The sequence below is a fragment of the Blastococcus sp. TML/C7B genome (assembly GCF_016612845.1).
Lineage (GTDB): Bacteria > Actinomycetota > Actinomycetes > Mycobacteriales > Geodermatophilaceae > Blastococcus.
This window is the reverse complement of the sequence record NZ_JAEOAA010000001.1, coordinates 1,341,051-1,367,546: the sequence shown is the minus strand read 5'-3', so window position 1 is coordinate 1,367,546 and position 26,496 is coordinate 1,341,051. Positions and strand designations below refer to the sequence as shown.

Sequence of the window (26,496 nt, the reverse complement as noted above, 5' to 3'; positions counted from 1 at the left end):
ACCTCCCTCCCTGATCGAGGGCTCCGCGCCTTCCCCGTCCCGGAGGACTCCATGACCCGACCCACCGGCTCGTCGAGCAACACGAGCAACTCCACCAGCGAGGCCCGCTTCGAGGGCAACACCGCCTCGGCCGACCCCGCGCCGGACAACGACAGGATCAGCGGGACACGGGCCGACTACGCCCCCGTCGGCGCCGATCCGAAGCCGACCACCGGCGGCACCCTCAAGCGGACCGCCAAGGAGTTCAGCGAGGACAACCTCACCGACTGGGCCGCCGCGCTCACCTACTACGGCGTCCTGGCGATGTTCCCCGCGCTGATCGCGCTGGTCTCGATCGTCGGCCTGCTCACCGACCCGCAGCAGCTCACCGACGCGCTCACCGAGGTCGTCCCCGCGGACGCCGCGGACACCCTCGACCCGGCCATCCAGCAGATCGCGGGCAACTCCGGCACCGCCGGGTTCGCGCTGGTGTTCGGTCTCGCCGCCGCCGTCTGGTCGGCGTCGGGCTACGTCGGCGCGTTCACCCGCGCCGCGAACGTCGTCTACGAGACGCCCGAGGGGCGCAAGGTCTGGAAGCTCAAGCCGCTCCAGCTGCTCATCACGCTCGTCGGCATCCTGTTCGCCGCCGTCATCCTGGCGCTGCTGGTGCTCAGCGGCCCCGTCGTCGACGCGATCGGCGAGGCCATCGGGGTCGGCGAGACCGGGCAGACGATCTGGAACATCGCGAAGTGGCCGGTCGTGCTGGTCGTGCTCGCGCTGATGATCGCCGTCCTCTACTACTCGACGCCGAACGTGAAGCTGCGCGGCTTCAAGTGGGTCAGCCCCGGCGCCGGCGTGGCGATCCTGGTCGCGATCGTGGCCTCGGCCGCGTTCGCGTTCTACGTCGCCAACTTCGGCAGCTACAACAAGACCTACGGCGCCCTCGCCGGCGTCGTGATCTTCCTGATCTGGTTCTGGCTGATCAACGTGTCGCTGCTGTTCGGCATCGAGCTCGACGCGGAGATCGAGCGGACCAAGGAGCTGAAGGAGGGCGTCCCGAGGGCCGAGAAGGAGATCCAGCTCGACGCCCGCGCCAACCCGAAGGACAAGCAGACGACCTGACGGACGTCGTCACCCCCCGTCGAGGGCGGGGAATCGGGGCTCCCGGCAGCGGTCCGGAGCCCCGGTTCCCCGCCCTCGCGCGTTCGAGACGTTGATCTTGGGTAGGGGGCAGCGACGACCCACGACTGCAGGAGGCACGACCCCCATGAGCGACGCCCCGCCGGTGACCTCGGACTTCTACGACCTCGAGGCGCTGCTGACCGACGACGAGCGGGCGCTGCTGCACCGCGTGCGGGCCTTCATGGACGAGCAGGTCGAGCCGATCATCAACGGGTACTGGACCCGCGGCGAGTTCCCGCACGAGCTCGTCCCGGGCCTGGCCGAGCTGGGCATCGCCGGCAACCCGTACACCGGCTACGGCTGCCCGGGCCGCTCGTCGCTGTTCGACGGCATGGTCGCGATGGAGCTCTCCCGGGGCGACGCCTCCATCTCCACCTTCATGGGCGTGCACGGCGGGCTGGCCATGGGCTCGATCTACCTGTGCGGCTCCGAGGAGCAGAAGGAGCGCTGGCTACCGGCGATGGCGCGCATGGAGCTCATCGGCGCCTTCGGCCTCACCGAGCCCGAGGCCGGCTCCGACATCGCCCGCGGCGCGCAGACCACCTGCCGGCGCGAGGGCGACACCTGGGTGCTCAACGGCCAGAAGAAGTGGATCGGCAACGCCAGCTTCGCCGACCTGATCATCATCTGGGCCAAGGACGAGGAGTCCGAGCAGGTGCTCGGCTTCGTCGTCGAGAAGGGGACGCCGGGCTTCACCGCCGTCGACCTCGAGGACAAGATCGCGCTGCGGGTGGTGCAGAACGCGCTGATCACCCTCGAGGACGTGCGGGTGCCGGAGGAGAACCGGCTGCAGGAGGCGAACAGCTTCCGCGACACCGCCAAGGTGCTGAAGATGACCCGCGCCGGCGTCGCGTGGTCCTCGGTCGGCTGCTCGCGGGGCGCCTACGAGCACGCGCTGCGGTACGCCACCGAGCGCGAGCAGTTCGGCCAGCCGATCGCGGAGTTCCAGCTGGTGCAGGACCTGCTGGTGCGGATGCTCGGCAACATCACCGCCTCGGCGGCCATGTGCGCCCGGCTCTCCCAGCTCCAGGACGACGACACGATGACCGACGAGCAGGCGTCGCTGGCCAAGGCGTTCTGCACGATGCGGATGCGCGAGACGGTCGGCTACGCCCGGGAGCTGATGGGCGGCAACGGCATCCTGCTGGAGAACCACGTGGGCCGGTTCGCCGCCGACGCCGAGGCGATCTACTCCTACGAGGGCACCCGCGAGGTGAACACGCTGATCGTCGGACGGGCGGTCACGGGGACCAGCGCGATCGTCTGACCTGCGTCCCCTGCCCCGCGCCGGGAGGTGTGCTTCAGTGAACTGGATCACACCCCCGGCGCAGAGGAGCGAGCATGGCGACGACGGCGCAGTCCGAGGTCCCCGAGGGGGCGGCCGATGCCGCGATGGGCCTGGACATGGTGCTGGTGGACGCCGCCCGCGGGCCGCTGCGCCGGCTCGTCCCGCCCGCCGGGACGGCGCTGCGCTTCGGCGCCGCCCTCGCCCGCCAGCCCGGCAGCGTGGCCCGCCGCAGCGCCGAGCTGGCCCGCGAGCTGGGCCTGATCACCCTCGGCCGCTCGGAGCTCGCGCCCGGGCGCAAGGACAAGCGGTTCGCCGACCCCGCCTGGTCGGGCAACCCGCTGCTGCGCCGGGCGATGCAGACCCACCTGGCCACGGCGCGGGCGACCTGGGAGCTGATCGAGGACGCCGACCTGGACTGGCAGGACGACGAGCGGATCCGCTTCACCGCCACCAACCTGGTCGACGCCCTCGCGCCGTCCAACGTGCCGGTGCTCAACCCGCTGGGCTGGAAGGCGCTGATCGACACCGGCGGCAAGAACGTCGTCCGCGGCCTGCGGCGGATGGCCACCGACCTCGCCGCCCCGCCGCGGGTGCCCTCCATGGTGGAGCCCGACGCGTTCACCGTCGGCGAGGACCTCGCGGTGACGCCGGGCGTCGTCGTCTTCCGCACCGACGTCTTCGAGCTGATCCGCTACCGGCCGACGACGGAGACCGTGCGCGAGGTGCCGCTGCTCATGGTGCCGCCGACGATCAACAAGTACTACATCGCCGACCTCGCGCCCGGCCGGAGCATCGTCGAGCACTACGTGGCCGCCGGCCACCAGGTGTTCATGATCTCCTGGCGGAACCCGGACGAGCGGCACGCCGACTGGGGCCTGGACACCTACGGGCAGGCGCTGCTCGACGCCATGGACGCCGTCGAGCAGGCCTCGGGCAACGGGCGGGTGGCCCTCCAGGCGTTCTGCTCCGGCGGCATCATCACCGCGATGGTGCTGGCCCACCTGGCGGCCACCGGCCGGCAGGACCGGGTGAGCGCGGCCAGCTTCGCCGTCACCGTGCTGGACTGGGCGCGGGCGGGCACGGTCTCGGCGCTCATGGACGAGGAGTCGGTGCGGGCGGCGACCGAGCGCTCGCAGCAGAAGGGCTACCTCGACGGGGCGCAGCTGGCCGAGGTGTTCGCCTGGCTGCGCCCCAACGACCTGATCTGGAACTACTGGGTCAACAACTACCTGCAGGGCAAGCCGCCGCCGAACTTCGACATCCTGTTCTGGAACGCCGACACGACCCGCATGAGCGCGGGGCTGCACCGCGACTTCATCGACGTCGCGCTGGGCAACTCCCTCACCGATCCGGGGACGGCGACGATGCTCGGCAGCCCCGTCGACCTGTCCTCGGTCACCGTCGACACCTACGTCACGGCGGGCATCGCCGACCACCTGTGCCCGTGGCAGGCCTGCTACCGCAGCACCCAGCTGCTGGGCGGGGAGAGCCGGTTCATCCTCTCGACCAGCGGGCACATCGCCTCGCTGGTGAACCCGCCGGGCAACCCGAAGTCCACCTTCCAGGTCGCCGACGAGACCCCGCCGGACCCCGAGAAGTGGCTGGCCTCCGCCCGTACGGAGAAGGGCTCGTGGTGGCCGGACTTCACCGCCTGGCTGGACGAGCGGACCGGGAAGCAGGTGCCGGCGCCGACCGACCTGGCCGGCGGCCTGCAGGTGCTCGGCGAGGCGCCCGGGACCTATGTCTTCGACAAGTAGCCGCGAGCGGGTCCGGTCGGTCACCGTCGGCGGCCGGACGCTGCGCACGGCGGTGCGACCCGGCACCGACGACGACGTCCCGCCGCTGCTGCTGATGAACGGGATCGGCGCGAGCCTCGAGGTGCTGCAGCCTTTCGTCGACGCGCTGGACCCGCGGCGCACGGTGATCCGGTTCGACGTGCCGGGCGTCGGCGGGTCGCCGCCCCCGGTCGTGCCGTACACACTGGCCACCTTCGGCCCGGTCGTGGGCGGGATGCTGACCCGGCTCGGGTTCCCCGGCGCCGTCGACGTCCTCGGGCTCTCCTGGGGCGGCGGCCTGGCCCAGCACTTCGCCGCCCAGCACCGGCGCCGGTGCCGACGGCTCGTCCTCACCGCCACGGGGACCGGCTCGCTCATGGTGCCGGCCCACCCGCGGGTGCTCGGCCGGATGCTCACCCCGCGCCGGCACCGCGACCCCGGCTACGCCCGACGCATCGCCGGGGACATCTACGGCGGCACCATGCGGGCCGATCCGGAGCGCGCCGCCGTCGCGCTGCACGCCGCCACCCGGCTGGGGCCGCGGCGCGGCTACTACTTCCAGCTGGCCGCCAGCACCGGCTGGAGCAGCCTGCCGTTCCTCCAGCTCATCCGGCAGCCGACCCTCGTGCTGGCCGGCGACGACGACCCGATCGTGCCGGTGGTCAACGCGCGCATCATGGCCCGCCTGCTGCCGCGCGCCCGGCTGCACGTCTACCGCGGCGGGCACATCGCGCTGGTCACCGAGGCAGGCGAGCTCGCGCCCGTGGTGGAGGAGTTCCTGGACGCCTGACGCGGGGCCCTCAGTGGGTGTCCCACCAGGCGGCCGCCGCCTCCGCCGGGCTGGCGCCGTCCAGCTCCACCGCCCGGTTGAGCTCGACGAGCTGGTCGGTGGTGAGCCGCGCGCTGGTCTCCTCCAGCGCCGCGCGCAGCGGCTCACCCCAGCGCCGCGCCACGTCGGCACGCACCATCGGGACGACGTTCTCCCGGGGCTGGAGCGCGCGGTCGTCGGCGAGCAGCGTGACCGGGGCGACGGCGAGCCGGGCGTCGGTCGTCTCCAGCATCCCCACCTGGACCTGCCCGGACAGCAGCGCCTCCAGCGTCGCCCCGCGGGTCGGCATGGTGAGCACGGTGCCGAACCGCAGGCCGTAGACCCGTTCCAGGCCGAGCAGGCAGAACGGCCGGTCGGGGCACTCGGGCGGGCCGCCGAAGGCCAGCTCGGGCGCCAGCGGCAGGAGGTCGGACAGCCGCCGCACGCCGTGCTGGGCGGCGAAGGCGCGGGTGACGACGAAGCCGTTCTGGTCCTCCGCCGCCGACGGCGTGAGCACCTGGACGCCGCGGCCGCCCATCGTGCGGGCGAGCACCGCGTGCATCTCCTCGGGGCCCACCGGCGGGTCGGTGAACTCCGGCCGGGCGAACGCCAGCGCCGTCCCCAGGTAGTCGACGACGACGTCGACGACGCCCTGCTGCAGCGCGGGTGAGACCACCTCGCGGGTGCCGATGCCGTGCGTGACGGAGACCGGCAGCCCCTGCCGGCGGACCGCCTCGGCGTAGACCTCGACGAGGATCTGGTTCTCGGCGAAGTCGTAGGAGGCGAACCGGACCGTGCCGTCGTCCGCAGCGGGCTCGGCGACCGGCCCACCGCAGCCGGCGGCCACCAGCAGCAGCGCGGCGAGCAGCGACCGCAGCACCGCCGTCCCTGCCCGCACCGCGTCACCTCCGCCCGGGGTGGGACCACCGTAGGACGACCGCGGGACGAAAGGGGATGGTCGCGGCGCGGCTCGGGGGGCACCATTCCCCGGCATGGCGTCCGTGCCCCAGGCGCTGCCTCCGAGGGCCACGGCGGGTCCGGCCGTGCGGCCGGGACCGCCGGCCATCGCGCGCGTCCGCCGCCGGCGCCGGCCCTCGGGTGAGCCGCCCGCGCTGCCCCGGCAGCTGCGCGCCTCGGGCAAGTGGTGGCTCGGCCTCAGCGCGGCGGTCGTGGTCGCCTGGGCGGTCGTCGTCCTGACCGGGACGATCCGCTACTTCGACGTCGCCGACACCCGCGTGCTCCAGGCGTTCGCCGAGCTGCGCACCCCGGTGCTCACCGACGTCGCGGAGGTGGCCGGGCTGCTGGCCACCGAGCGGGCCCTGCACGCCATGTGGCTGGGCAACCTCGTCCTGCTCGTGGCGTTCCGCCGCTGGCGGCACCTGTTCGTCTGGTTCGGCGTCGTCCTCGTCGTGGTCAACGTCGCCGCCGTCATGGCGACGACGCTGCAGCGGCCGCGTCCCTTCGAGGTGGAGCTGCTCGGCTCCTGGTCGGGCTTCTCGATGCCGTCGCTGCCGGTGACCGTGCTGGCGGCGTTCCTAGTGAGCACCGTCTACGCGCTGGTCCCGCCCGGCCGCCTGCGCACGATCGGCAAGTGGGTGGTCTGCGGGCTGCTGGTGCTCACCGCGCTGTCCCGGCTGTACCTCGCCCAGGACCACCCCTCCGGGATCGTGGCCGGCGCGGTGCTGGGGGTCGCCGCGCCCCTGGCCGCGTTCCGGCTGCTCACGCCGAACTCGGTCTACCCGGTGCGCTACAGCCGCGGCCGCCCGGCGCACCTGGACGTGAGCGGCGAGCGGGGCGACGCGATCGTCCGCGCGCTGCAGGACCAGCTGGGTCTGCTGGCCACCCACGTGACGCCGTTCGGGCTGGCCGGCTCGGGCGGCTCGACGCCGCTGCGGATCACCGTGAAGACGCACTCCAGCTCACCGGCCGGGGAGAGCTACGTCTTCGGCAAGCTCTACGCGATCACGCACGTGCGCTCGGGACCGCTGGTACAAGCTCGGCCGCACGCTGCTCTACGGCCGGCTCGAGGACGAGAAGCCGTTCCACAGCGTCCGCCGGCTGGTGCAGTACGAGGACTACATCCTGCGGCTGTTCTGGGAGGCCTCGCTGCCGGTGCCGCACCCGCTGGGCATCGTGGAGATCACCCCGGAACGCGAGTACCTGCTGGTCACCGAGTTCATCAACGGCGCGCAGGAGGCCGGCGAGGCGGAGATCGACGAGTCGGTCATCGACCAGGGGCTGGCCGCGGTCCGCCGGATGTGGGACATCGGCATGGCCCACCGCGACATCAAGCCGGCCAACCTGCTGGTGCGCGACGGCGACCTGTTCCTCATCGACTCGGCCTTCGCCGAGGTGCGGCCCAGCCCGTGGCGGCAGGCGGTCGACCTGGCCAACATGATGCTGGTCCTGGCGCTGCGCACCGACGCGGAGCGGGTCTACGCCCGTGCCCGGCGGCAGTTCAGCGACGAGGAGATCGCCGAGGCCTTCGCCGCCACCCGCGGCCTGACCATGCCCACCCAGCTGCGCCGGATGCTGCGCCAGCAGGGCCGCGACCTGCACGGCGACTTCCTGCGGCTGCTGCCCTTCCGGCTGCCCCCGGTGCACATCCAGCGGTGGACCTGGCGGCGGTTCGGTCTCACCGTCGTCACCGTCGCCGCGGCCGGGGTCGCCGCCGTCGTCACCGTCGGTCTGCTCGGGTCCCCGCTGTGACCCGCCGCCGGGCCCTGCTCGCCGGGCTGCTGCTCGCCCCGGCGCTGCTGTCCGGCTGCGTGCGCCCGGTGGTGCTGGACTCCGAGGTGGTCGCCTGCCGCGAGGGCGAGGAGGGCAACCCGGCCAACGGCGTGGTCCTGCTGGCCCAGTCGGTGCCGACGGCGACCTGGGTGCCGTGCCTGGAGGTCATCCCCCTCGGCTGGGGCGTCTCCGGCCTGGAGGCGACCGACGAGCAGGCGCGGTTCTGGCTCGACTCGGACCGCGACGGCAACCGCGCGGTGGAGATCCGGCTCGACGAGAGCTGCGACACCACGGGCGCGACCCGCATCCCCAGCGACCGCGAGGCGATGCAGCGCTGGGAGCGCGTCGTCCAGGTGACGCCGCGGTACGAGGGCACCCGCTTCTACACGTTCGACGGCGGCTGCATCAGCGTGCTGTTCCGGCTCTCCGGGGACAACCGCGCCGAGCCGCTCGGGTTCGCCACCTCGGGCCTGGGCGCCGTCCCGCGGGACGCCGTCCGCGAGGCCGTGCGCGAGCAGACCGACGGCCGGCTGGAGCTCGACCCGTGACCGGCGTCGGGCGGGTACCGCGCCCGAGCGGCCGCCGGGTGCTGGGCGGGGTGCTCTCCCTGGCCCTCGTCGGCGGCGTCTTCGTCTGGTTCCTGCCCCAGTTCACCAGCATCTCCGCCGTCTGGACGTCCGTGCGGGACATGACCTGGGTGGAGCTGACCGTGCTCTGCCTGGCCGCGGCCTGGAACCTCGCGACCTACCAGTTCGTCATGGTCGCGACCACGCCCGGGCTGCGGCTGCGGCAGTCGCTGGTCTCGACCCAGACGACGACGGCGGTCTCGAACACCGTCATCGGGGGCGCGGCGATAGCGCTGGGCCTGACCTACGCGATGAACACGTCGTGGGGGTTCTCCCGCTCCCGCACGTCGGTCTCGCTGCTGGTCTCGGGGCTGTGGAACAACTTCGTCAAGCTCGGCCTGCCGGTGCTGGCCCTGGCGCTGCTGGCGCTGAGCTCGCCGCCCTCGGCCGGGCGGATCACCGCCGGCCTGCTCGGCCTGGCCGGGCTGGCCGTCGCCGTCGTCCTGCTGGGGGCGCTGCTGCGCAGCCGCGAGGGCGCCGAGCGGATCGGCCTCGCCGCCGGGCGGATCGCCTCGGCGCTGCGCCGCCCGTTCGGCCGGAGCCCGGTCACCGGCTGGGAGCGGGCGACGACGAAGTTCCGGGCCCGGACGGCGCTGCTGCTGCGGGCCCGCTGGCACTGGATCACGCTGGCGACGCTGGTCAGCCACCTGTCGCTCTACCTGGTGCTGCTGCTGGCGCTGCGCTTCGTGGGGGTGACCGGCGACGAGGTGAGCGCGGTCGAGGTGCTGGCGGTGTTCGCCTTCGCGCGGCTGCTGACCGCCGTCCCGTTCACCCCCGGCGGGCTGGGCGTCATCGAGCTGGCGCTGATCACCGGCCTGTCCGCCGCCGGCGGGCCGCGGGCGCTGGTCGCCGCCGCCGTGCTGGTGTTCCGCGCCCTGACCTACGTGCTGCCCATCCCCGTGGGCCTGGGCACCTACCTGTTCTGGCGGCACAACCGCTCCTGGCGGCGGGAACCCAACAGCGCGCCGCGCACCGAGCTGGTGCCGGAATCGGTGTGAGCCGGCCGGTCACTCCTCCCGGCGGACGACGACGGCGGCGCCCCACGCCTCGGGCTCGAGGCCGCGGGCGGCGAGGACGTCGGCCAGCGCCCGGTTCATCGCCATCTGGACAGCGGCGTCCGCGGCCGTGCCGTGCACCTGGTCCACGCTCATCCGGTCGTGCTGGCGCCAGGCGACGACGACGCCGTCGAGGTCCGGGGTCGGGGTGAGGCAGGCGCCGCCGAGCGTCCCGCCCGCGCCGGTGGCGTCGTGCAGCGGCAGACCGGCCTCGGCCAGCGCCGCGGTCACCTCGACCAGGAGGGTGGTGAGCGGGTCCTCCTCGGTGAGCAGGGGACGCCAGTCGTCGGGCAGCCGGTCGAGCTGCGCGGTCAGGTGGTCCAGCCAGGCCCACTCCTGCGGGGAGGGGCGGCGGCGCAGCGACCCGTCGGCGCGGCGGATGCCGTAGGCCGGGCGCGCGGCGGCGCCGTCGGCCAGGGCCGCGGCCGACCAGCCCGCCTCGGCGCGCTCGGGGAAGGGGCCCGCGACCACCCGTCCCGGCGCGTCGTCCGGTCCGCTGACCAGCCACCACGCCTCGACGCCGGTGTCCTCGACGACTCCGCTGCCCGGCAGCCCACCCAGAACGCTCATCGTTGTCCATCCATCCATGGCAGACCCGCCCCGGGGGAAGAGGGACGGGCACCGCGTCGCCGGCCGTGGCGTCGCGATGGCAGAACGGTAGGTGCCGGAACCGGTCCGCGGGGGCCGCGCCGACGCGCGTGGGGAGCCGTGTGGCCGGATCGTTGCGCGAGCCGCCGCGGCGGCCGGTGACCCGCCGTCCGGAGCGGCCACTTGTCGACAGCGACACGCTCGTCCGAGCGTGGCGCGGGCCTGATGACCTGCGGTGACCCCGGGAGGAGGGCTCCGCGGCGGCGCGTCCCCGCGGGTCAGGTGGTGGCGGTCCCGGCGGTCTCGGCGGTCTCGGCGCGGCGCAGCAGGGCACCGGCCTCGGGCGCCCGCAGCGGGCGGTGGAGCAGGTAGCCCTGCGCCTGGTCGCAGTTCTGCTCCCGGAGCCGCGCCAGCTGGTCGGGCTCCTCCACGCCCTCGGCGACGACGGTCAGCCCGAAGGTGTGCGCCGCGCGGATCATCAGCGCCACGAGGTCCCGCTGGGCGGGGTCGGTGGACGCCACGAAGCTGCGGTCGATCTTGAGCGTGTCGACCGGCATGTCCCGGAGCTGGCCGATCGAGGTGTAGCCGGTGCCGAAGTCGTCGATGGCGATGCGGACGCCCATGGCGCGGAGCGCGCCGAGGTGGTCGTAGGCGAGCGGGTCGTCGACCAGCACGGTCTCGGTGACCTCGACCGTGAGCAGCTCGGCGGGCAACCCGGAGGCGGCCAGCGCGTCGGCGACGTCGGTGAGCACGCGGGGGTCGGCGAGGTGCCGGCCGGAGATGTTGACCGCCACCGTCGGGGCGGGCTCGCCGGAGGCGGTCGGGAACTGCGCGCGCCACTGCGCGAGCTGGCGGGTGGCCTCGTGCAGCATCCAGCGGTCGACGTCGCCGATGAGCCGGGAGCTCTCGGCGACCGGGATGAACTCGTCCGGCGGGACGGGGCCGACGCCCGGCCGCTCCCAGCGGATGAGCGCCTCGTAGTCCGGTGAGCCGGCCGGTCGCGACGTGGACGACCGGCTGGTAGGCCACCTGCATCTCGCCCTCGACGAGGGCGGAGGCGATCGCCGCCTCGAGCTCGGCACGGGCCTTGAGCTGCAGGCGCAGGGTCTCGTCGAACACCTCGGCACGGCCGCGGCCCGATGCCTTGGCGCGGTAGGCGGCGGTGTCGGCCTCGGCGAACAGCGCGTCGGCGTCGGTGCCGCCGTCCCGGCTGACGGCGACGCCGACGCTGGCACCGATCCGGACCCGCGCGCGGTCGACCGCGACCTTCTCGCTGACCGCCGCGATGAGGCGGTGGGCCAGCTCGACCAGGTCGTGCTCGCTGCGGACGGGCTCCACGAGGACGACGAACTCGTCGCCACCGAGGCGGCAGACGACGTCGCCGGGGCGGACGGCCGCGCCGAGCCGGCGGGCGACGGCGCGCAGCACCTCGTCGCCGGCCGCGTGGCCGTGGCCGTCGTTGACCGCCTTGAAGCCGTCCAGGTCGACGAAGAGCAGGCCGGTCATCTCGCCGGAGCGCCGGCCGCGGTGCAGGGCGGCGGTCACGAGGGTGACGGCCTGGGCGCGGTTGGGCAGCCCGGTGAGCGCGTCGTGGGTCGCCTGGTGGGCGAGGGCGAACTGCAGCTCCTCGCGCTGGCGGACCGCGTGCACGATCTGCTGCACGGACGCGTGCACGACCTCGCCGAGCGGGCCGGGGAGCGACTGCTCGAGCAAGGCGTTGTCCAGGTCACCACGGGCCACGGCCTGCGCCTGGTCCTGGATGCGGCGGAGCCCGGCGACGGCGGAGCCGAGGGCGGCGGAGACGGTGCGCACCTCGCGCGGGCCGTCGACCTCGACCTCGACCAGCGAGCCCTCGCTGATCTCGGTCGCCTGCCCGGCCAGCAGCCGGAGGGCGCGGGCCACGCTGCGGCCGAGGACCAGCGCGCCGACCAGGGAGCCGACGAGCACCACCGCCCCGAGGACGACGATGAGGTGCAGCGCGTCGCCGGCGCGCTCGCGGTCGGCGGCCACCAGGCTCCGGGCCTCGACGACGGCGGAGTCCACGAGGTCGGCGAGCAGGGCGCTGCGCTCCGCCGTGCCCGACAGCAGCGCCAGGATGTCCTGGACGCGGACCTCGAGCGGGGTCGCGCTCCCCGGGGTGACGCCGAGGGGGCTGCCGCCCGCGAAGACCGTCCCGACCCGGGTGACGGCCTCCACCGACTGCAGCTCCTGCCACTGGTCGCGGAGCTCCTCCTGCGAGAGCAGCTCCATCTCCCGCTCCGCGTCGGTATAGTCCAGCCAGGCCGTCTGCCAGGCGGTGCGCGAGCCGATCAGGCTGCTGTCGCCGGTGGTGAACACCGACCCGAGGTAGAGCGCTACCTGCCGGCTCGCCACCTGGGTCAGGTTCGAGATGGTCTGGACGTCGCGGATGGCGCGCGTGGTGGCGGCCGGCACCCCTTCGGACGTGGCGAGCTGCGCCGTGGCGCGCTGGGCGTTCATGAGGTCGTTGGACACCGTGAGGAAGCGGAAGTACTCCTCCTCGACGCCCATCCCGCCGGCGTCGGCATCGGCCCGCAGCGCCGCGAGGTCGGCCGCCGAACGGCGCGCCGCGGCAGCAGCCGACGAGCCCGCCGGGATCCGGGCGAGGGCGTCGTCGGTCTGCCGGCGGAGCTGCGCGGTCTGCGCGGTGGCGACGGTGCGCTGGGTCTCGAGCAGCGACTCCGGGATGCTCAGGCCGAGGAGGATCTCCGGGCTCTGGATCACCAGGAGCGACAGCGCGGGGACGAGCTCCAGCTCGGCGCTGCGGCGGGCCTCGTCGAGCAGGGCGAGGGTCCGCACGGCGTCCTCGGCGCGTCGCGCGCTGGAGGCCTCGGCGGCGCGGGCCTGCGCCGCGGCCGTGGCCAGGACGACGACGCCGATCAGGGGGAGCACGACGAGGGCCGTCAGGTAACGCCGCAGTGGCGCGCCACGACGGCGGGCCCGCTTCGTCGCCCGGAGGATTCGCACACTTCCGTATCGGCTCCGTCCGGAAACCCTTGAGCACCGATCCCACCCCGTCGAGGGGGCCGGCGGGCCGACGGACAGGCAACTCCCAGGTCGGGAGGTGGGAACTGTCAGACCCGTCCGGGACGGTGTCGGCATACCGCAGGACCGAGGAGAGTTGAGACCGACATGCCCGATCGCTCAGGCGCCGTCCACCCGACCGTCCCCGGCCCCCGGCTGCCCGGGCGGCTGCGCATCCGCCGCGAGCTCGTGCTGCCGCCGGAGCCGCGCCGCCCCCGCGACTGATCGACGGTCGGCGGCTACCGCTGGTTCTGCCGCCGGGCGACCACGACGAGGCCGACCAGCACGAGGGCAAGCGGCGCCCAGCCCGGCAGCCCGAACGGCCCGAGGACGAGCTCGGCGACGAAGATCAGCAGCTGGAACGCGAGGAAGATGCCGACGAACAGCACCACCAGGAACAGGATGGGGCTCTCGGACTGCAGCCGGCGCATGAAGTCCATCGGTTCTCCTCGGTCGTCCTGTCGCGGTGCGGGCAGCACCCACTCTCCCAGCATCGGCCGCCGGCAGCCGACGTGAACCCGGGAGCCCGCGCCGATCCCGGGCGCCTGGCCGGCCTGCGGCCCAGCACGTCCGGTGCGGCACGACCTACGTTGGGCGGATGCCGGCCCAGCACGAGAACTCGATGACCCACCGCACCGCACCCCCGGGCACCACCACCTCGTGACCGAGCCGACCGAGATCAGCGTCCTGGAAGCCGCTGCGCTGCTCGACGTGTCGAAGGGCTCCGCGGCCAAGCTGCTCAGCACCGGCCTGCTGGGTGGTTCGCCGGCACGCGGGAGCCGACGCATGGCCTCGCTCGATGCCGTCCGGGAGCTGCAGCAGCGGCCCGAGGTCGCGCCCGGAGCTCCCCCGGCCTTCGTCGTGCGCATCGGCGAGCCGAAGTACACCTCGGAGACGTGGCGCGAAGGGGCGGGCTGGGCGGTCGCCTGGTCCCCGACCGCGCAGGCCAACGGTGTGCGCGGCGACTGGGTCGTCGACCCCGCGCCCGTCCTGGAGGCGGGGATCCTCGTCGCCGTGGTCGGCAACTTCGTGGCCGCGGCCTACGCCGTCACCGGTCTGGAGACCCGGTACCCGGACCCGGTCAGCGGACGGACGCGAGCGCGCTTCCTCGTCGCCGAGGACGAGGAGCTCACGGCGCCCTTCGCCGGCCACCGCTGGACGCTGGGGCCGGGCTGGACGACCGCGGTCATCGGAGCCGACAGCTAGTTCGAGACGTGGGCCCCGTGGGGATCGAACCCACAACCCGCGGATTAAAAGTCCGCTGCTCTGCCAGTTGAGCTAGAGGCCCGAGGCGCGGCGACGACGTCCTGGGGGACTCGCCGCGCCTCGTCGATCGAGGCCCCGTGCGCCTGGATCGAGCTCATCCTGCCATCGGCCGCGTCGCCGGACGGGGTGGCCGGAGTTCCGCCGCGGCGCGAACCGGGAACTAGCGTTCGCGGCATGGTCCTCGGACTGATCGAGCTGGCGCTGGTCCTCGGCGTGCTCGCCCTCCTCGGGACCGTCGGCTGGTCGCTCTGGACCGCCTCCGGCAGAACGCCGGGGCCACCGCGCTGCCCGCCCGGCAGCGCGCCCAGCTCGCCGCCGCCGTCGCCGAGGCGCGCTGGGTGCCCGCCCACGACGAGGTCGACGGCACGACCCGCGTCCTCGTCCGGCGCACCTACACGGGGCTGGACGGACTCCCGGCGGTCCTCGACGAGCGCGTGCTGGAGACCTTCCCGGCGCAGGACCCCGCCTGGGAGGCCCGGTTCACCGAGGCGATGTCGAAGGCACGGTTCCGCTGCGCCTACCTGAACGCCGAGGAGGCGCCGTGACGCTCTCCGGCCGGGAGCGGCGGGCCACGTGCTCGCGCACCTGCGGGGCGGATCGGGAGCGCGAACCGGCTCCCCTACCGGGTTCCGGAAGGGCACGTGCCGGCATCACAGGACGTCGAAGGCGACGAGCAGGACCAGCGTGAGCAGCGCGGACAGTGCCAGGGAACCGAGGCAGCCCAGCCGGCTGGAGAAGAGGAGGAACATCCCCGACCCGTGCCCGACCGGGCGGTCGGCGAACCTCCTCACCCGTCGACGGTGAGCTTTCCGTCACCATGGCGTCCGCTATTGCACCCGTTCAGGGGATGCCGGAGCGCGGCGCCGGTTACGTAGGGTCATCACTGCCCCGCCTGGTGCCTGCGCCCGGGTGGCCGATGACCCCGGCCCGGCCGACCCGTTCCCCCCGGGCCGGCCGGGCCGGCTCTCGTTCCGGCGCCCCTGCCCGGTTCAGCGGTGCCGGTTCAGCGGTTGCGGCCGTGCACCCGGGCCATCACGCGCCCGGCCTGCATGCGCACCTCGAGCTTCTCCTGCGGGTTGGCCGCCGGCCCGCGTCGCGGCTCGCCGTTGTCCAGGTCGAAGGCCGAGCCGTGCCACGGGCAGACCAGGCACTGCGACCCGCCCACCTCCTCGACCGTCCCCTCCTGCAGGGGGCCGGCCGAGTGGGAGCAGGCACCGACGAAGACGTCGACCGTGGTGCCCCGGCGCACCACGGCCAGGGGCACGTCCGCCGCGCCGCCGCTGCCCGTGCGCAGTGCCGGACGACCCTCGGGGAAGTCGTCGAGGGGACCGAGGTCCAGCCAGTCCTTCGACAGGGCGCGCACCGCCGTCGCCGCGTGCGAGGCCCCCGAGGACTGCGCGTAGGACATGTGCCCGCCGATCGCCGCCGATCCGCCGGCGATCGCCAGCCCGCTGTAGGAGAGCACCCGCCCGAGGACGCCGCGGTCGCTCCGCCGCGCCGCCAGCGACCCCACGTAGAGGCCGAGCGCGACGCTGTTGAGGACGGCGTGCAGCGCGCCCAGCCGGCGCACGCCGGTGTCCTGCTCCGCCCAGTCCGCCGCACCGGACGCCGCCGCCGGGACCGCCGCGGCCACCCCGGCACCGATGAGCACCGTGGCCGCCGGCCGCAGCCGGGGGACGGCGTCGAGCAGCCCCGCGGAGATCCAGCTGCCCACGGGCACCTGCACGAGGATCGGGTGCACCGGGTGCCCGATCCACGTGCCGTGGAGGGCGTCCTTGAGCGCCGCCGGCCGGAGCGCACCCTGCACCGCGCGGCGGGCCGGCTCGATCGCCTTGTCGAACGTCGCGACGTCGGCGACCCGGTCCAGGAACCCCAGAAGACTCATGTGAGGGCTGCTACCCGGACCGATCGGCGTCGACTCCCCGGTCACGAGCCGGTCTCTTCCGGGTGCATCGCGGGGAATGCGGCAGCTTCTGCCACCTGTTACCGGCATGCTGACCTGTGACAACGAGCGGCGCGAGGAGGATCGTCGGTCGCACCGCCCGAACGAGCCCTGGAAGGATCCCCGTGACCCGCCCGTCCCTGCTGCGCCGCCGCGTCCCCGGACGCGACGACGCCGGGAGCCAGGTCACGCAGCAGGTTCCGGAGCAGGTCGCAGCGCCGGCCCCCTGGACCGTCCGGCTCGCCGAGCGGCTGCGGCAGGACGACACCCTCGCCCAGTTCGCCCGGTTCGTGCTCGTCGGCGGCTCGACGACGCTGGTCTACGCGCTGCTGTTCATCCCGTTCCAGGGCCTGGGCTACCTGGCCGCGCACCTCATCGCCACCGTCGCCTCCACGGTGCTGGCCAACGAGATGCACCGTCGGCTCACCTTCCACGCCGAGGACCGGGTGGGCTGGTTCACCGCCCAGTGGGAGGCCAGCACCGTGGCCGCGCTCGGATTGCTCGCCACCAGCGCCACGCTCGGCTGGATCGACACCACGACCGCCGAGGGCGACGTCTGGCTGCAGATCACCGCCGTGGTCACCGTGACGGCGCTGATCGGCCTCATGCGGTTCATCGCGCTGGGCTGGATCTTCCGCTCCCCCGCACCCGACCGGGTCTGAGCTCCACCGCCGACCCGTCGCGCGGGCCCGTTCCTCACTAGCCTGGTCGGGGTGACCGAGGCCGAGTCCGCTCCCTCCCCGTGGCGCCGCCGCGGGCGCCGGGCCGGGCTGTGGCTCGCACGGATCGGCCTGGCCCTCGTCGGCGCGCTCGTCGCCGTCCTGCTGTTCGCCCGCATCTCGGCCCCCATCGGCCCGTTCGACGCCACGCTGGCCGTGCGCCCGGGCTCCGGTGGCGCCGAGGTCGCCGTCCCGCCGCTGGGCTCGCTCGCCGTCGACGTCTTCGACGGCCCGCTGCGCCTGGACGTCCAGCTGCAGAGCGTCGATCAGGTCCGCGCGCAGGAGCTGGCGAACGACCCCGTGCGGCTGGCCGGCGTCGTCGACCGGGTCACCGCCGACCTGCAGGGCGCGGTCGTGAAGCTGCTCGTCATCACCGTCGTCGTGGCGCTGCTCGGCGCCGCCCTGGTCTCCTGGCTCGTGCTGCGGCGCCGCCGCGAGCCGCTGATCGCCGCCGGGCTCACCGGCGCGCTGCTGCTGGGCATCGGCGGGGTCGGCGCGACCACGTGGCGGGCCGGAGGCGATGTCCGCCCCGACCTACACCGGGCTGCTGGTCAACGCGAACAGCCTGATCGGCAACGCGCAGGACATCGTGGCCCGCTTCGACGCCTACCGCGCCTCGCTCGAGGACCTCGTCGCCAACGTCGGCTCGCTGTACAGCACGCTGTCGTCCCTGCCGCCGCCCGGCGCGGCCGACGAGACCGTCGCCCTGCTGCACGTCTCCGACCTGCACCTCAACCCCGCCGGCTTCGACCTCGTGGCGCAGGTCGTCAGCCAGTTCCAGGTCGACGGCGTCCTCGACACCGGTGACATCACCGACTGGGGCAGCCCGCCGGAGAACCAGCTCATCTCCTCCGTCGGCACCCTCGGCGTGCCCTACGTGTTCATCCGCGGCAACCACGACTCCGCCACCACCGCGGAACTGATCGCCGCGCAGCCGAACACCACGGTCCTCGACGACTCCGCCACCGAGATCGACGGCATCTCGATCGTCGGGGCAAAGGACCCGCGGTTCACCCCCGACAAGAGCACCGGTGACGACGACGCCCCGCTCGAGGTGCTGACCCGCTCCGGCGAGCGGCTGGCCGAGCTGGTCGACTCGCTCGACGAGGCCCCCGACGTGGCGCTCGTGCACGACCCCAAGCAGGCCCCGCCCCTGGAGGGTCTCGTGCCGCTCGTCCTCGCGGGCCACACGCACGACCGGAAGGTCACCGAGCTCGACGACGGCGGCCTGCTCATGGTGCAGGGCTCCACCGGCGGCTCGGGGCTGCGGGCGCTGCAGGGCGAGTACCCGGAGCCCCTCACCTGCACGGTCCTCTACTTCGCCGCGGGCACCGGGCGGCTCCAGGCCTACGACGAGATCACCCTGGGCGGGCTGGGCGAGTCCGAGGTGACCATCCAGCGCACCGTCGTCCCCCTGCCGACCCCCGCCGACGGCGCGGACGACGGCGCCGACGACGCCGGGTCCGTCGGTCCCGGTGGCTCCGACGGCAGCCCGGCGTCCCCGCCCGGATGACCGCGCGGCCCTACCCTTCCCCCATGCCCGCGACGACGACGCCCCGTGCCCGCCTGGCCGCCGGCCTGCTCGCCGGAGGCCTGGGCCTCGGCGCCCTGGCCGGCTGCACGTTCGGCTCGGAGAACGTGTCGTGCTCGCCGCGCTCGTGCACGGTCACCCTCGAGGGCACCGACGCGGAGGTGAACATCCTCGGCACCACGCTGCGGTTCGGCGGAACCGAGGGCGGCCGCGCCTCGCTGGGCGTCGGCTCGGCCAGCGTCTCCTGCGCCGAGGGCGAGAGCGTCTCGGCCGGGAGTCTGGTCCTCGAGTGCTCGTCGGTGGGCGAGGACCGCGTCGAGCTGACCGCCTCCCTGGGCTGACCGGGCCGCCGGATGCACCCCTCCGCCGACCCTGTGCAGGAGCGCCCGATGCGGCATGTATTGTTTCGTCTGCCCCCGGCAGAACGAGCCCTCATCGTCTAGTGGTCCAGGACGCCGCCCTTTCAAGGCGGTAGCACGGGTTCGAACCCCGTTGGGGGCACCGCACGACAGCAGTACACGCAAGGCCCTGTAGCGCAGTTGGTTAGCGCGCCGCCCTGTCACGGCGGAGGTCGCGGGTTCGAGTCCCGTCAGGGTCGCCACCCGGTGCGCGAGCACCGGGAGGGGCAGGTAGCTCAGTTGGTACGAGCGCTCGCCTGAAAAGTGAGAGGTCGGCGGTTCGACCCCGCCCCTGCCCACCCTCTTCTCTTCCCCCGCCGCCACGTCATCGGCCGCGGGACCTCACACCCAGCTGCGGTCCGCCGCCACCTGGGCGTACACCTCCGCGTGCACCCGCCGGACGGCGTCGCGCTGCTCCTCCCGCCACGCCCGGTCCGCCGGCCGCGGCATCGGCCGGGTCAGCGCGGCGGAGACCGCGGCGGTCAGCGACACCGGGTCCAGCCCGTCGATCTCGTCATTGGCGTAGGTGACGACCTCCGACCACTGGTCGGCGAAGAAGCCGCAGCTCGGCGCCACCACGCGGGTGCCGACGTCGCGGCACACCTCGAGGTCGCGCGAGTGCGTGCCGCAGCGCTCCGGCAGCACCGCCACGTGCAGCTCCTGCAACCGGGCGGCCAGCTCCTCGGGACCGAACTCGACGAGCTCCAGCTCGCCGCCCCCCGCCATCGCGCGCACGCCCTCGTCGACCTCCGAGCCGGCCGGCACGAGCACCCGCAGCCGGCCACCGCCGGACACCGCGCCCGACCCGGCGGCGCGGGCCACCGCGGCCGGGTCCGGGACGGCCGTGGACGCCGCCCCCAGCCGCACGCCGACCAGCCCCCGCTCCGAGCCGAGCTCAGGGTCGTGGACCGCCAGCGACGGGTGCGCGAGCACGATCGAGGTCCGCCCGTAGCGGTCGGCGATCTCGTCGGCCGCCGACGGCGTGAGCGTCAGCACCACCTCCGCCGTCCCCAGGACCGCGGCCAGGTGCGCGTCGTGCCGCGCGCGGACGCCCTGGGTGGCGTCGCGCAGCTGGTGCACGGTGACGACGAGCGGAACGCCCAGCCGCTGCACTGTCTCCGCCCAGTGCTCGAGCTCGCGGACGCCGAGGTGGCCGTACCCGGTGTGCAGGTGCAGGACGTCGACGTCACCGGCGTGGTCGGTCAGGTAGGCCTCGTCCAGCCAGCGGCTCGGCTCGCCCGGTTCCCCCACGCGCACGGCTCCGTCCGGCAGCACGGCGTCGACGTACCGGTCGCGGAACGGCACGCTGGCGACGCGGAGCACGGTCGACGGGCCACCGGGCGGCGCGCCCGGGGCGGGTTCTGCGGACATCACGGGCGGGGATCTGCTCCTCGGGCGGTCGAGCGCTGCGTCGACCGGTGGGCTCGACGGCAGGGCCCCTGCCAGGGTCTCCGGCGGGGCGGCTTCTCCCCCTACCCTGCCACCCCGGTACCAATCCGTGACCAACTCCATCGGGTGAGCGGACGGATCCGTCCCGTCAGGGCCCCTGGCGGGCGGCCTGGGCGGCGGCGTACGCCGGCGCGCGGAAGCGGGCCAGCGGGCCGTCGGGCACCAGCCCCGGCGGCGGGTGGCGGACGGCGTCGAACCGCAGCTCGGGGTCCAGCGGGCGGACCGGCTCGCCGAGGGCGAGCCGGGCGAACGGGCGCCAGGCCTCCCGGCCCCGCGCCGCGGCGAGCACGAAGGCCAGCGGCTCCCGGCGGACGGCCGCGGCGACCGGTCCGGGATCGGAGGGCACCCCGCGGGTGGTGGGCAGCGCCGCGAGGCGCAGGGGCCCGGCGGGCGAGCGGTAGGCCATGATCGAGCAGTAGGCCGCGGCGGCGTCCCGGCGCAGCGCCGGCACCACCCGGGTCAGCCGGCCGCTCCCGGTGCTCGACAGCAGCAGGTCGACCGGCGGCCCGCCCTCGCCCCCGAGGCGGACGGCGAGACCGAGGAGGTCCGGCCACGGCTCGGGGAGCCCGGCGCCGCGGGAGAGCCGGACGACGACGTCATCCCGCCCCGGGGTGTCGAGGAACGGCACGCCCCACGGGGGCTCGCCGCCCTGCCGCTCCAGGACGGCGTCGAACACCGCACCCCGCGGGTGCATGGGCTTGCCGGAGCGCCACCGCGCCACCGCGGCGAGCGGCACGGCCACCAGCCGACCCGCTCCGCGCGACAGGTCCGCCACGTCCCCTCCTCCCGCCGGGCGCTCCCTACCCGCCCGCGGCCGGACCACGCAGCGCGGCGTTCCCCGGCCGCGGTGCACCCGCTACGGTGGCCCGGCGGTGCTCCGGCAGCCGTTGTGCACACCTGTGTGACGGGCGGGACGACGACCGAGGTCGCGGGGCGAATAGTGCGCAACGAGGGACTCATCTTCGGCGGAAAGTGACCGCCGTTCTCCGGTGACACGGACCGATCCGCACCACTACTTTCTGTTCATGCTCTCGACGCTCCTGGTTCTCGGCGGTGTCCTCGTGGGGCTGCTCGTGCTGCTCGCGGTCATCGTCAGCCTCAGCGCCCGCCCGGCCACCGTCGTGCGCCCCGCCGCGCCCAGCCGCGGCGAGAGCTGGGTCGCCCAGGCCGGGCGGCCGCACCCCGATGCGTGGACGCCCATGGCCGGCGCCTCGACCAGCGAGCTGCCCGCCGCCCGCTGATCCCCCTCGACTCCGGCGTCCCGGCGGCTGCGGTCAGCGCGCCGCCGGGACGATCCGGTCAGCCGGCGGCGCCCTCGAAGTAGCGCCGCGGGTTGGTCACCAGCATCGCCTCGATCTGCGCGTCGGTGACCCCGTGCTCGCGCAGGTACGGCAGCACCTCCTCGTGGATGTGCGTGTAGTGCCACTGCGGCATCAGCGCCAGGACACCCGGGTCGATCCAGTCGATGTAGCAGGACGCGTCCTGGGAGAGCACCATCCGCTCGGCGTAGCCCCGGCGGCACATCTCCACCACGGTGTCCGCCCGCGCCTCGAACGTCGTGGCCAGGTTGATCCCGAACCGGTCCATGCCGAGCACGAAGCCGGCGTCGGCCAGTGCGCTCAGGTGGTCGACGTCGGTGCTGTCCCCGCTGTGCCCGAGCACGACGTTCCCCGGGTCCACGCCCTCCTCGCCGAACACCCGCTGGACGTCCAGCCCGGTGCGGGTGCCCGGGTGGGTGTGCACCGTGATCGGCGCGCCGGTGCGGAGGTGCGCCTTCGCGACCGCCCGCATCACCCGCTCGACCCCGCGGGTGAGGCCCGGCTCGTCGATCGCGCACTTGAGGAACGCCGCGCGCACCCCCGTGCCGGCGATCCCCTCCTCGATGTCACGCACGAACATGTCGACCATCGGGTCGGGCACCTCGGCGCCGACCGCCGCGTTCAGGGCCGGCCCGCGGTGGTGGAAGAAGAACGGCACGTCGTCGTAGGTGTAGCAACCGGTGGCCACGACGATGTTCACGTCCACCTGCTCGGCGACCCGCTGGATGCGCGGGATGTAGCGGCCCAGCCCGATCACCGTCGGATCGACGATGGTCCGCACGCCGAGGGCGGGCAGCGCCTGCAGCTTCGCGAGCGGCGTCGGCGACCCGCTCCTCCTCGCTGCCCCACTCCTCGGGGTAGTTCTGCTGCACGTCGGCGGTGAGGGTGAAGACGTGCTCGTGCATCAGCGTCTGGCCGAGCTCGGCGGTGTCGACGGGGCCTCGGACGGTCTGGACCTGCGGCACGGGTTCCTCCTGGGGGCGAGCGGTGACGGCGCTCACACTGCCCCACCGGCCCGGCGCCCCGCCCACCGGCTCAGCCCGAGGTCAGCAGCTCGGCGGCCCGCTCGCCGATCATGACCGCGGTGGCCGCCGTCCCCCGGCTGGGCACCGACGGGAGCACCGAGGTGTCGACGACGCGCAGCCCCGCGACACCGCGCACCCGCAGGTGCTCGTCGACGACGGCGCCCGCCTCGTCGTCGGGACCCATCGGCGCGGTGCCCGAGAGGTGCACCGCGGTGCCGACGCCGGCGGCGATCCAGGCGTCCAGGGCGGCGTCGTCGTCCAGCACCGCGTCGGGCACCGCCGCCGACGGCCCGAGCGTGCCCGCCACCGCGGCGGTGCGGAGCAGCGCGGCGGCGGTCCGGACCCCCTCGCGCAGGCCGCCGCGGTCGGCCTCCTCGGCGAGGTAGCGGTAGTCCAGGAGCGGCGGCCCCGCGGGATCCCGGGGATCGAGGGTCAGCCGGCCCCGGGCGACCGGGTGCTGGAGCCCGATCCCGAGCAGCGGCTCCGGGTCGGCGCCGAAGCGCCGCAGCCACGGCAGCACCTCGACCTCCCCGCCGGGCACCGGGGCGTGCAGGACGCCGTGCAGGGGCAGCGCGGGCTCGGTCAGGCCCGGGGCGGTCCGGTAGGGCAGGTAGACCAGCGGGTGGTCGCTGGAGGCGGCGCCCACGGGCAGGTCGGCCAGCACGTCGATGCCCAGGGCCGCGAGGTCGGCCGCGGGGCCGAGACCGGACACGAGGAGCAGGTGCGCCGAGCCGACGGCGCCCGCGCTGAGCACGACCTGGCCCGCCCGGACCGGCCCGCGGTCGGTCAGCACCCCCACCGCCCGCCCCCGCTCGACGAGGACCCGGCGGACGTCGACGCCCCCGCGCACGGCGAGGTACGGATGCGTGCGGCGCGGCTCGAGGTAGGCCATCGCGGCGTTGACCCGGACGCCGCCGTCGACGTTGAACGGGATCGGCCCGTAGCCGGTGCCGGCGCCGTCGTTCTTGTCAGCGACGACCGCGAAGCCGAGCTCGGCGGCGGCCGCGGCGAAGGCTGCGGCCGCGGGTCCGGCGGGCAGCCGGCGGACCGGCACCGGCCCGTCGGCCCCGTGCCCGGGCGCGCTGCCGAAGTCGGCGTCGGCCTCCGAGCGACGGAAGGCGGGCAGCACCGCCGCGTGCGACCACAGCGGGGTGCCGGCGGCGGCCCAGCCGTCGAGGTCGGCCGGGGTGGCACGCAGCCACACCGCCGCGTTGAGGGCGCTGGAGCCGCCGGCGATCCGGCCGCGGGGCACCCGCACCGCCCGGCCGGGCACCACCTGGCCCGGGAGGTCCCAGTTGAGCGGGTGGCCGCTCGCGGTGGCGGCCAGGCTGGCCGGGTCGCGGACCTCCGCGGGCCACTCGTCGGGCCCGCGGGGCACCGGGCCGGCCTCGAGCAGCAGCACCCGCTGCCCGGCATCGGCGAGCCGGGCGGCCAGCGCGCAGCCCGCCGTCCCCGCGCCGACGACGACGACGTCCGGCCCGCCCCCAGGGGCGGAAATGGCCATGTCTGCCCTACCGGGGGTCAGGCACCGTCGAGGCCCAGCACGCCGGGCAGGTCCAGCCGGCGCACCTTGCCCGTGGACGTGCGGGGCAGCTCGGGAACGGGGTGCAGCGCCTTGGGCCGCTTGGCGGCCGCCAGCCGCTCCCGCGCCCAGCCGGCCAGCTCGGCGGGGTCGGCGTCGCCGACGTAGGCGCCGACCACGCGCTGGCCCCAGTCCGGGTCCGGCACACCGAAGACCGCGCTCTCCACGACGCCGGGGTGCGCGTCGAGCACCGCCTCCACCTCGGCGGGGTAGACGTTCACCCCGCCGGAGATGACCAGGTCCTCGCGGCGGCCGTCGAGCCACACCACGCCGTCGTCGTCCACCCGGCCGAGGTCGCCGACGGTCACCCGGTCGCCGCGCCAGGCCGCCGCCGTCTTCTCCGGCGCGCGCCAGTACTCGAAGCGCGCCCAGCGGGGCACCGCGCACCACAGCTGGCCGCGCTCGTCGGTCTCCAGCCGCCGGCCGGGGCGGGCGCGCCCGACGCTGCCGGGGTGGGCCAGCCAGTCCTCGGGCGAGCAGACGGTGAACTGCGCCTCGGTCGAGCCGTAGAACTCCCACACGCTGCCCTCGGGGAGCGCCGCGAGCACTGCCCGCTTGAGCGGCTCGGGGCAGGGCGCGCCGGCGTGCACGAGCCGCCGGAAGGAGGTCCAGTCGACGTCGTCGCGCGCCAGCAGGCGCTGCAGGTGGGTCGGCACGCAGAACGTGGTGGTCGGCCGCAGCTCGGTGATCGTGCGGGCCGCGCGCTCGACGTCGAACGGGCCGGGCAGCAGCACCTCGCCGCCGGCGAGCAGCGTGTGGATCGCGAACCGCAGCGGCGCGCTGTGGTGCAGCGGCGAGAGCACCAGGTGCCGGTCGGCCGCGGCGAAGCCCCAGAGCTCGATCTCCTCGGCCGCGAGCGCCCGCGCGTCGTCGTCGGCGAGCACGCCGGACCACACGCCCTTGCGCCGGCCGGTGGTGCCCGACGTGTAGTGCATCGGCCGGGCCAGGGGCACGTCGGCGAGCTCGGCCTCGTCCGTCCCGCTCAGCAGCGCGGCCGGGTCGTCGCCGGCGTCGAGCGCCGGATCGGCGTCCTCGGCCAGGACGGCGCGCTCCGCGGCCGGCAGGCCGGGATCGAGGACGACGGGCACGATGCCGGTCCGCAGCGCCCCGAGGACGACGGCGAGCAGCGCCGGGGAGGCCGCCGCCGAGACGAGCAGCCGGTCGCCGCGGCGCACCCCGGCCGCCGCCAGCGCCGCGGCCGCGCGCCGCTGGTCCCGCTCGCTGTCCGCGCTGCGGATCACCGGCACCGTCATGCCGGGCGGACCGTGCCGTCGGCGGCCTGCTCGATCCGGCCCTCGGCGCGCAGCTTGTCCAGGGTCGCCCGCGTCGACTGCGCCGCGGCGAACCACACCTCGCGCGGCACCTCGGCGTAGATGGTCGCCACGAGCTCGTCGACGGTCGTCGCCCCGCCCTGCAGCGCGGCGACCACCTGCGCCTCGCGGTAGGCCCGGTGCGCCAGGTAGTAGTCCAGAACCGCGCCGGGGTCCTCGGTCAGCTCGGGGCCGTGCCCGCAGTACAGGGCGCTGGGCCCGAGGTCACGCACCGTGCGCAGCGACTCCAGGTAGGCGACGACGTCGCCCTCGGGGTGCGTGACCACCGAGGTGCCGCGGCCCAGCACGTGGTCGCCGACGAGGACGGCGCCGGACTCGACGCGGAACGCCAGGTGGTCCGAGCAGTGCCCGGGCGTGGGGACGACGTCCACCGTGGGTGCCGGCCAGCCGCAGCCGGTCGCCGCCGGTGAGCACCCGCCCCTCGGGGCCGGCGACGTCGCCGCTGCCGGCCATGACCTGGGCGCCGAACCGGGCGCCCCAGGGCAGCGCCGCCTCGGCGTGGTCGCCGTGGTGGTGGGTGACCAGCACGGCCGCGACGCGGGCGCCGCGGGCGGCCAGCGCCGCCTCCACCGCCGCGAGGTGCGCCGGGTCGTCGGGGCCCGGGTCGACCAGCACCGCCGCGCCGCTGCCCGGCGCGCCGACCACGTAGGTGTTGGTGCCGTCGAGCGTCATGCGGTCCGGGTTGGGCGCCAGCACGCGGGTGACCAGGGGTTCCAGGTCGGCGGTGATCGGCATCCCGCCGAACGCCGGGAGCTGCCAGCTGGTGCGCGGATCGACCGGAGCGTTCACGCGAGGCACGCTAGCCCCGCCGCCGCGTCCGCGTGCAGCCGCGTGCGGAGCACTGCGGCCCGCCGCCCATCC

The 26,496-nt window shown here is 74.9% G+C and carries 28 protein-coding genes, 4 tRNA genes and 2 pseudogenes; 18 read left to right on the top strand and 16 right to left on the bottom strand.

Annotated features, from left to right (window positions below; translation table 11 throughout):
* Positions 1-51 precede the first annotated feature (51 nt).
* The 4 genes from JKP76_RS06635 (at position 52) to phaZ (ending at position 5,014) form a co-directional block, all read left to right on the top strand.
* The gene (locus JKP76_RS06635) at positions 52-1,101 is read left to right on the top strand and encodes a YihY/virulence factor BrkB family protein (protein ID WP_200490052.1); all 1,050 of its coding nucleotides are present in this window, start codon (positions 52-54) and stop codon (positions 1,099-1,101) included.
* Between the two features lie 145 nt (positions 1,102-1,246).
* Positions 1,247-2,428: an acyl-CoA dehydrogenase family protein gene (locus tag JKP76_RS06630; protein WP_200490051.1), complete on the top strand. Its 1,182-nt coding sequence runs from the start codon at positions 1,247-1,249 to the stop codon at positions 2,426-2,428.
* Between the two features lie 74 nt (positions 2,429-2,502).
* Positions 2,503-4,206, top strand: coding sequence for an alpha/beta hydrolase (locus tag JKP76_RS06625; protein ID WP_200490050.1), 1,704 nt, complete (start codon positions 2,503-2,505; stop codon positions 4,204-4,206).
* Positions 4,190-5,014, top strand: a complete 825-nt coding sequence (gene phaZ / locus JKP76_RS06620; RefSeq protein WP_200490049.1) for a poly(3-hydroxyalkanoate) depolymerase — start codon at positions 4,190-4,192, stop codon at positions 5,012-5,014. Before JKP76_RS06625 ends, phaZ begins: the two co-directional genes overlap by 17 nt.
* Positions 5,015-5,024: 10 nt before the next feature.
* On the opposite strand, the gene JKP76_RS06615 is transcribed toward phaZ, so the two are convergent.
* The gene (locus JKP76_RS06615) at positions 5,025-5,930 is read right to left on the bottom strand and encodes an ABC transporter substrate-binding protein (protein WP_309229936.1); all 906 of its coding nucleotides are present in this window, start codon (positions 5,928-5,930) and stop codon (positions 5,025-5,027) included.
* A gap of 312 nt (positions 5,931-6,242) precedes the next feature.
* A complete protein-coding gene (locus JKP76_RS20570) occupies positions 6,243-6,578 on the bottom strand; it encodes a hypothetical protein (RefSeq protein WP_242471209.1) in 336 nt (111 codons plus the stop codon).
* Between JKP76_RS20570 and JKP76_RS23930 the strand changes: the two are divergent.
* From JKP76_RS23930 to JKP76_RS06600, 4 genes and pseudogenes are all read left to right on the top strand, one after another.
* Positions 6,475-6,690 (top strand): annotated as a pseudogene (locus JKP76_RS23930) (hypothetical protein); the annotation flags it as partial. The gene JKP76_RS20570 and the pseudogene JKP76_RS23930 sit on opposite strands and share 104 nt — an antisense overlap.
* 403 nt (positions 6,691-7,093) lie before the next feature.
* On the top strand, positions 7,094-7,741 hold the full coding sequence (locus JKP76_RS20565; RefSeq protein ID WP_242471208.1) for a hypothetical protein: 648 nt from the start codon (positions 7,094-7,096) through the stop codon (positions 7,739-7,741).
* Positions 7,738-8,310 carry a hypothetical protein gene (locus JKP76_RS06605; protein ID WP_309229937.1) on the top strand — a complete coding sequence of 191 codons (573 nt, stop codon included), beginning with the start codon at positions 7,738-7,740 and terminating at the stop codon, positions 8,308-8,310. Before JKP76_RS20565 ends, JKP76_RS06605 begins: the two co-directional genes overlap by 4 nt.
* Positions 8,307-9,386: a YbhN family protein gene (locus JKP76_RS06600; protein WP_200490048.1), complete on the top strand. Its 1,080-nt coding sequence runs from the start codon at positions 8,307-8,309 to the stop codon at positions 9,384-9,386. Before JKP76_RS06605 ends, JKP76_RS06600 begins: the two co-directional genes overlap by 4 nt.
* 9 nt (positions 9,387-9,395) lie before the next feature.
* Here JKP76_RS06600 and JKP76_RS06595 read toward each other — a convergent pair whose 3' ends face one another.
* From JKP76_RS06595 to JKP76_RS06585, 4 genes and pseudogenes are all read right to left on the bottom strand, one after another.
* A complete protein-coding gene (locus JKP76_RS06595; protein WP_200491436.1) occupies positions 9,396-10,013 on the bottom strand; it encodes a hypothetical protein in 618 nt (205 codons plus the stop codon).
* A 296-nt stretch (positions 10,014-10,309) separates the two neighbouring features.
* Entirely contained in the window at positions 10,310-11,113 is an 804-nt protein-coding gene (locus JKP76_RS06590) for an EAL domain-containing protein (protein ID WP_309232868.1), read from the bottom strand.
* Positions 11,114-11,204: 91 nt separating this feature from the next.
* Positions 11,205-12,281 (bottom strand): annotated as a pseudogene (locus JKP76_RS23925) (diguanylate cyclase domain-containing protein); the annotation flags it as partial.
* 1,031 nt (positions 12,282-13,312) lie between these two features.
* A complete protein-coding gene (locus tag JKP76_RS06585; protein ID WP_200490047.1) occupies positions 13,313-13,513 on the bottom strand; it encodes a hypothetical protein in 201 nt (66 codons plus the stop codon).
* A 220-nt stretch (positions 13,514-13,733) separates the two neighbouring features.
* Between JKP76_RS06585 and JKP76_RS06580 the strand changes: the two genes are divergently transcribed.
* Positions 13,734-14,279: a hypothetical protein gene (locus tag JKP76_RS06580; RefSeq protein ID WP_200490046.1), complete on the top strand. Its 546-nt coding sequence runs from the start codon at positions 13,734-13,736 to the stop codon at positions 14,277-14,279.
* A 9-nt stretch (positions 14,280-14,288) separates the two neighbouring features.
* Here the strand turns inward: JKP76_RS06580 and JKP76_RS06575 are convergent.
* Positions 14,289-14,361, bottom strand: a tRNA-Lys gene (locus tag JKP76_RS06575).
* 316 nt (positions 14,362-14,677) lie between these two features.
* Here JKP76_RS06575 and JKP76_RS06570 point away from each other — a divergent pair.
* Positions 14,678-14,884: a hypothetical protein gene (locus JKP76_RS06570; RefSeq protein ID WP_200490045.1), complete on the top strand. Its 207-nt coding sequence runs from the start codon at positions 14,678-14,680 to the stop codon at positions 14,882-14,884.
* Between the two features lie 105 nt (positions 14,885-14,989).
* Here JKP76_RS06570 and JKP76_RS06565 read toward each other — a convergent pair whose 3' ends face one another.
* Positions 14,990-15,130 (bottom strand): hypothetical protein, encoded by a 141-nt coding sequence (locus tag JKP76_RS06565; RefSeq protein WP_200490044.1) that lies wholly within the window; start codon positions 15,128-15,130, stop codon positions 14,990-14,992.
* Between the two features lie 212 nt (positions 15,131-15,342).
* On the bottom strand, positions 15,343-16,224 hold the full coding sequence (locus JKP76_RS06560; protein WP_200490043.1) for a Rieske (2Fe-2S) protein: 882 nt from the start codon (positions 16,222-16,224) through the stop codon (positions 15,343-15,345).
* Between the two features lie 182 nt (positions 16,225-16,406).
* Between JKP76_RS06560 and JKP76_RS06555 the strand changes: the two genes are divergently transcribed.
* From JKP76_RS06555 to JKP76_RS06530, 7 genes are all read left to right on the top strand, one after another.
* Entirely contained in the window at positions 16,407-16,943 is a 537-nt protein-coding gene (locus JKP76_RS06555; protein WP_200490042.1) for a GtrA family protein, read from the top strand.
* Positions 16,944-16,994: 51 nt separating this feature from the next.
* Positions 16,995-17,807 (top strand): hypothetical protein, encoded by an 813-nt coding sequence (locus JKP76_RS23335; RefSeq protein WP_309232867.1) that lies wholly within the window; start codon positions 16,995-16,997, stop codon positions 17,805-17,807.
* Entirely contained in the window at positions 17,755-18,513 is a 759-nt protein-coding gene (locus tag JKP76_RS20560) for a metallophosphoesterase (protein WP_309230019.1), read from the top strand. Before JKP76_RS23335 ends, JKP76_RS20560 begins: the two co-directional genes overlap by 53 nt.
* A gap of 23 nt (positions 18,514-18,536) precedes the next feature.
* The gene (locus JKP76_RS06545) at positions 18,537-18,872 is read left to right on the top strand and encodes a hypothetical protein (RefSeq protein WP_200490041.1); all 336 of its coding nucleotides are present in this window, start codon (positions 18,537-18,539) and stop codon (positions 18,870-18,872) included.
* Between the two features lie 87 nt (positions 18,873-18,959).
* A tRNA-Glu gene (locus tag JKP76_RS06540) sits at positions 18,960-19,032 on the top strand.
* A 23-nt stretch (positions 19,033-19,055) separates the two neighbouring features.
* A tRNA-Asp gene (locus tag JKP76_RS06535) sits at positions 19,056-19,132 on the top strand.
* Between the two features lie 22 nt (positions 19,133-19,154).
* Positions 19,155-19,228, top strand: a tRNA-Phe gene (locus JKP76_RS06530).
* Positions 19,229-19,271: 43 nt separating this feature from the next.
* Here JKP76_RS06530 and JKP76_RS06525 read toward each other — a convergent pair.
* A complete protein-coding gene (locus JKP76_RS06525) occupies positions 19,272-20,300 on the bottom strand; it encodes a glycosyltransferase (RefSeq protein WP_200491305.1) in 1,029 nt (342 codons plus the stop codon).
* A gap of 166 nt (positions 20,301-20,466) precedes the next feature.
* A complete protein-coding gene (locus tag JKP76_RS06520; protein ID WP_200490040.1) occupies positions 20,467-21,153 on the bottom strand; it encodes a phosphodiesterase in 687 nt (228 codons plus the stop codon).
* Positions 21,154-21,367: 214 nt separating this feature from the next.
* On the opposite strand from JKP76_RS06520, the gene JKP76_RS06515 reads away from it, so the two are divergent.
* Entirely contained in the window at positions 21,368-21,619 is a 252-nt protein-coding gene (locus JKP76_RS06515; protein WP_309229939.1) for a hypothetical protein, read from the top strand.
* A gap of 58 nt (positions 21,620-21,677) precedes the next feature.
* Here the strand turns inward: JKP76_RS06515 and JKP76_RS06510 are convergent, their stop codons facing one another.
* The 5 genes from JKP76_RS06510 to JKP76_RS20550 all read right to left on the bottom strand — a co-directional run bounded on the left by JKP76_RS06510 (position 21,678) and on the right by JKP76_RS20550 (position 26,424).
* Entirely contained in the window at positions 21,678-22,478 is an 801-nt protein-coding gene (locus JKP76_RS06510; protein ID WP_309232866.1) for a phosphotriesterase-related protein, read from the bottom strand.
* Positions 22,479-22,732: 254 nt separating this feature from the next.
* Positions 22,733-24,226: a mycofactocin system GMC family oxidoreductase MftG gene (gene mftG / locus JKP76_RS06505; protein WP_200490039.1), complete on the bottom strand. Its 1,494-nt coding sequence runs from the start codon at positions 24,224-24,226 to the stop codon at positions 22,733-22,735.
* Between the two features lie 17 nt (positions 24,227-24,243).
* Entirely contained in the window at positions 24,244-25,557 is a 1,314-nt protein-coding gene (locus tag JKP76_RS06500; RefSeq protein ID WP_200490038.1) for a class I adenylate-forming enzyme family protein, read from the bottom strand.
* Complete coding sequence (locus tag JKP76_RS23330; RefSeq protein WP_309229940.1) at positions 25,554-25,901, bottom strand: hypothetical protein; 348 nt, start codon at positions 25,899-25,901, stop codon at positions 25,554-25,556. The genes JKP76_RS06500 and JKP76_RS23330 overlap by 4 nt, the downstream gene beginning before the upstream one ends.
* Complete coding sequence (locus JKP76_RS20550; protein WP_309232865.1) at positions 25,840-26,424, bottom strand: MBL fold metallo-hydrolase; 585 nt, start codon at positions 26,422-26,424, stop codon at positions 25,840-25,842. Before JKP76_RS20550 ends, JKP76_RS23330 begins: the two co-directional genes overlap by 62 nt.
* Between the last annotated feature and the right edge of the window lie 72 nt (positions 26,425-26,496).

What these genes read in the sequence shown, in the direction of transcription:
- JKP76_RS06630 (WP_200490051.1), top strand. Translation starts at nt 1,247, where the DNA reads ATGAGCGACGCCCCGCCGGTGACCTCGGACTTCTACGACCTCGAGGCG.
- mftG (WP_200490039.1), bottom strand. Translation starts at nt 24,226, where the DNA reads ATGGCCATTTCCGCCCCTGGGGGCGGGCCGGACGTCGTCGTCGTCGGC.
- JKP76_RS06545 (WP_200490041.1), top strand. Translation starts at nt 18,537, where the DNA reads ATGCCCGCGACGACGACGCCCCGTGCCCGCCTGGCCGCCGGCCTGCTC.
- JKP76_RS06500 (WP_200490038.1), bottom strand. Translation starts at nt 25,557, where the DNA reads ATGACGGTGCCGGTGATCCGCAGCGCGGACAGCGAGCGGGACCAGCGG.
- JKP76_RS06525 (WP_200491305.1), bottom strand. Translation starts at nt 20,300, where the DNA reads ATGTCCGCAGAACCCGCCCCGGGCGCGCCGCCCGGTGGCCCGTCGACC.
- JKP76_RS06595 (WP_200491436.1), bottom strand. Translation starts at nt 10,013, where the DNA reads ATGAGCGTTCTGGGTGGGCTGCCGGGCAGCGGAGTCGTCGAGGACACC.
- JKP76_RS06585 (WP_200490047.1), bottom strand. Translation starts at nt 13,513, where the DNA reads ATGGACTTCATGCGCCGGCTGCAGTCCGAGAGCCCCATCCTGTTCCTG.
- phaZ (WP_200490049.1), top strand. Translation starts at nt 4,190, where the DNA reads ATGTCTTCGACAAGTAGCCGCGAGCGGGTCCGGTCGGTCACCGTCGGC.
- JKP76_RS06625 (WP_200490050.1), top strand. Translation starts at nt 2,503, where the DNA reads ATGGCGACGACGGCGCAGTCCGAGGTCCCCGAGGGGGCGGCCGATGCC.
- JKP76_RS06560 (WP_200490043.1), bottom strand. Translation starts at nt 16,224, where the DNA reads ATGAGTCTTCTGGGGTTCCTGGACCGGGTCGCCGACGTCGCGACGTTC.
- JKP76_RS06635 (WP_200490052.1), top strand. Translation starts at nt 52, where the DNA reads ATGACCCGACCCACCGGCTCGTCGAGCAACACGAGCAACTCCACCAGC.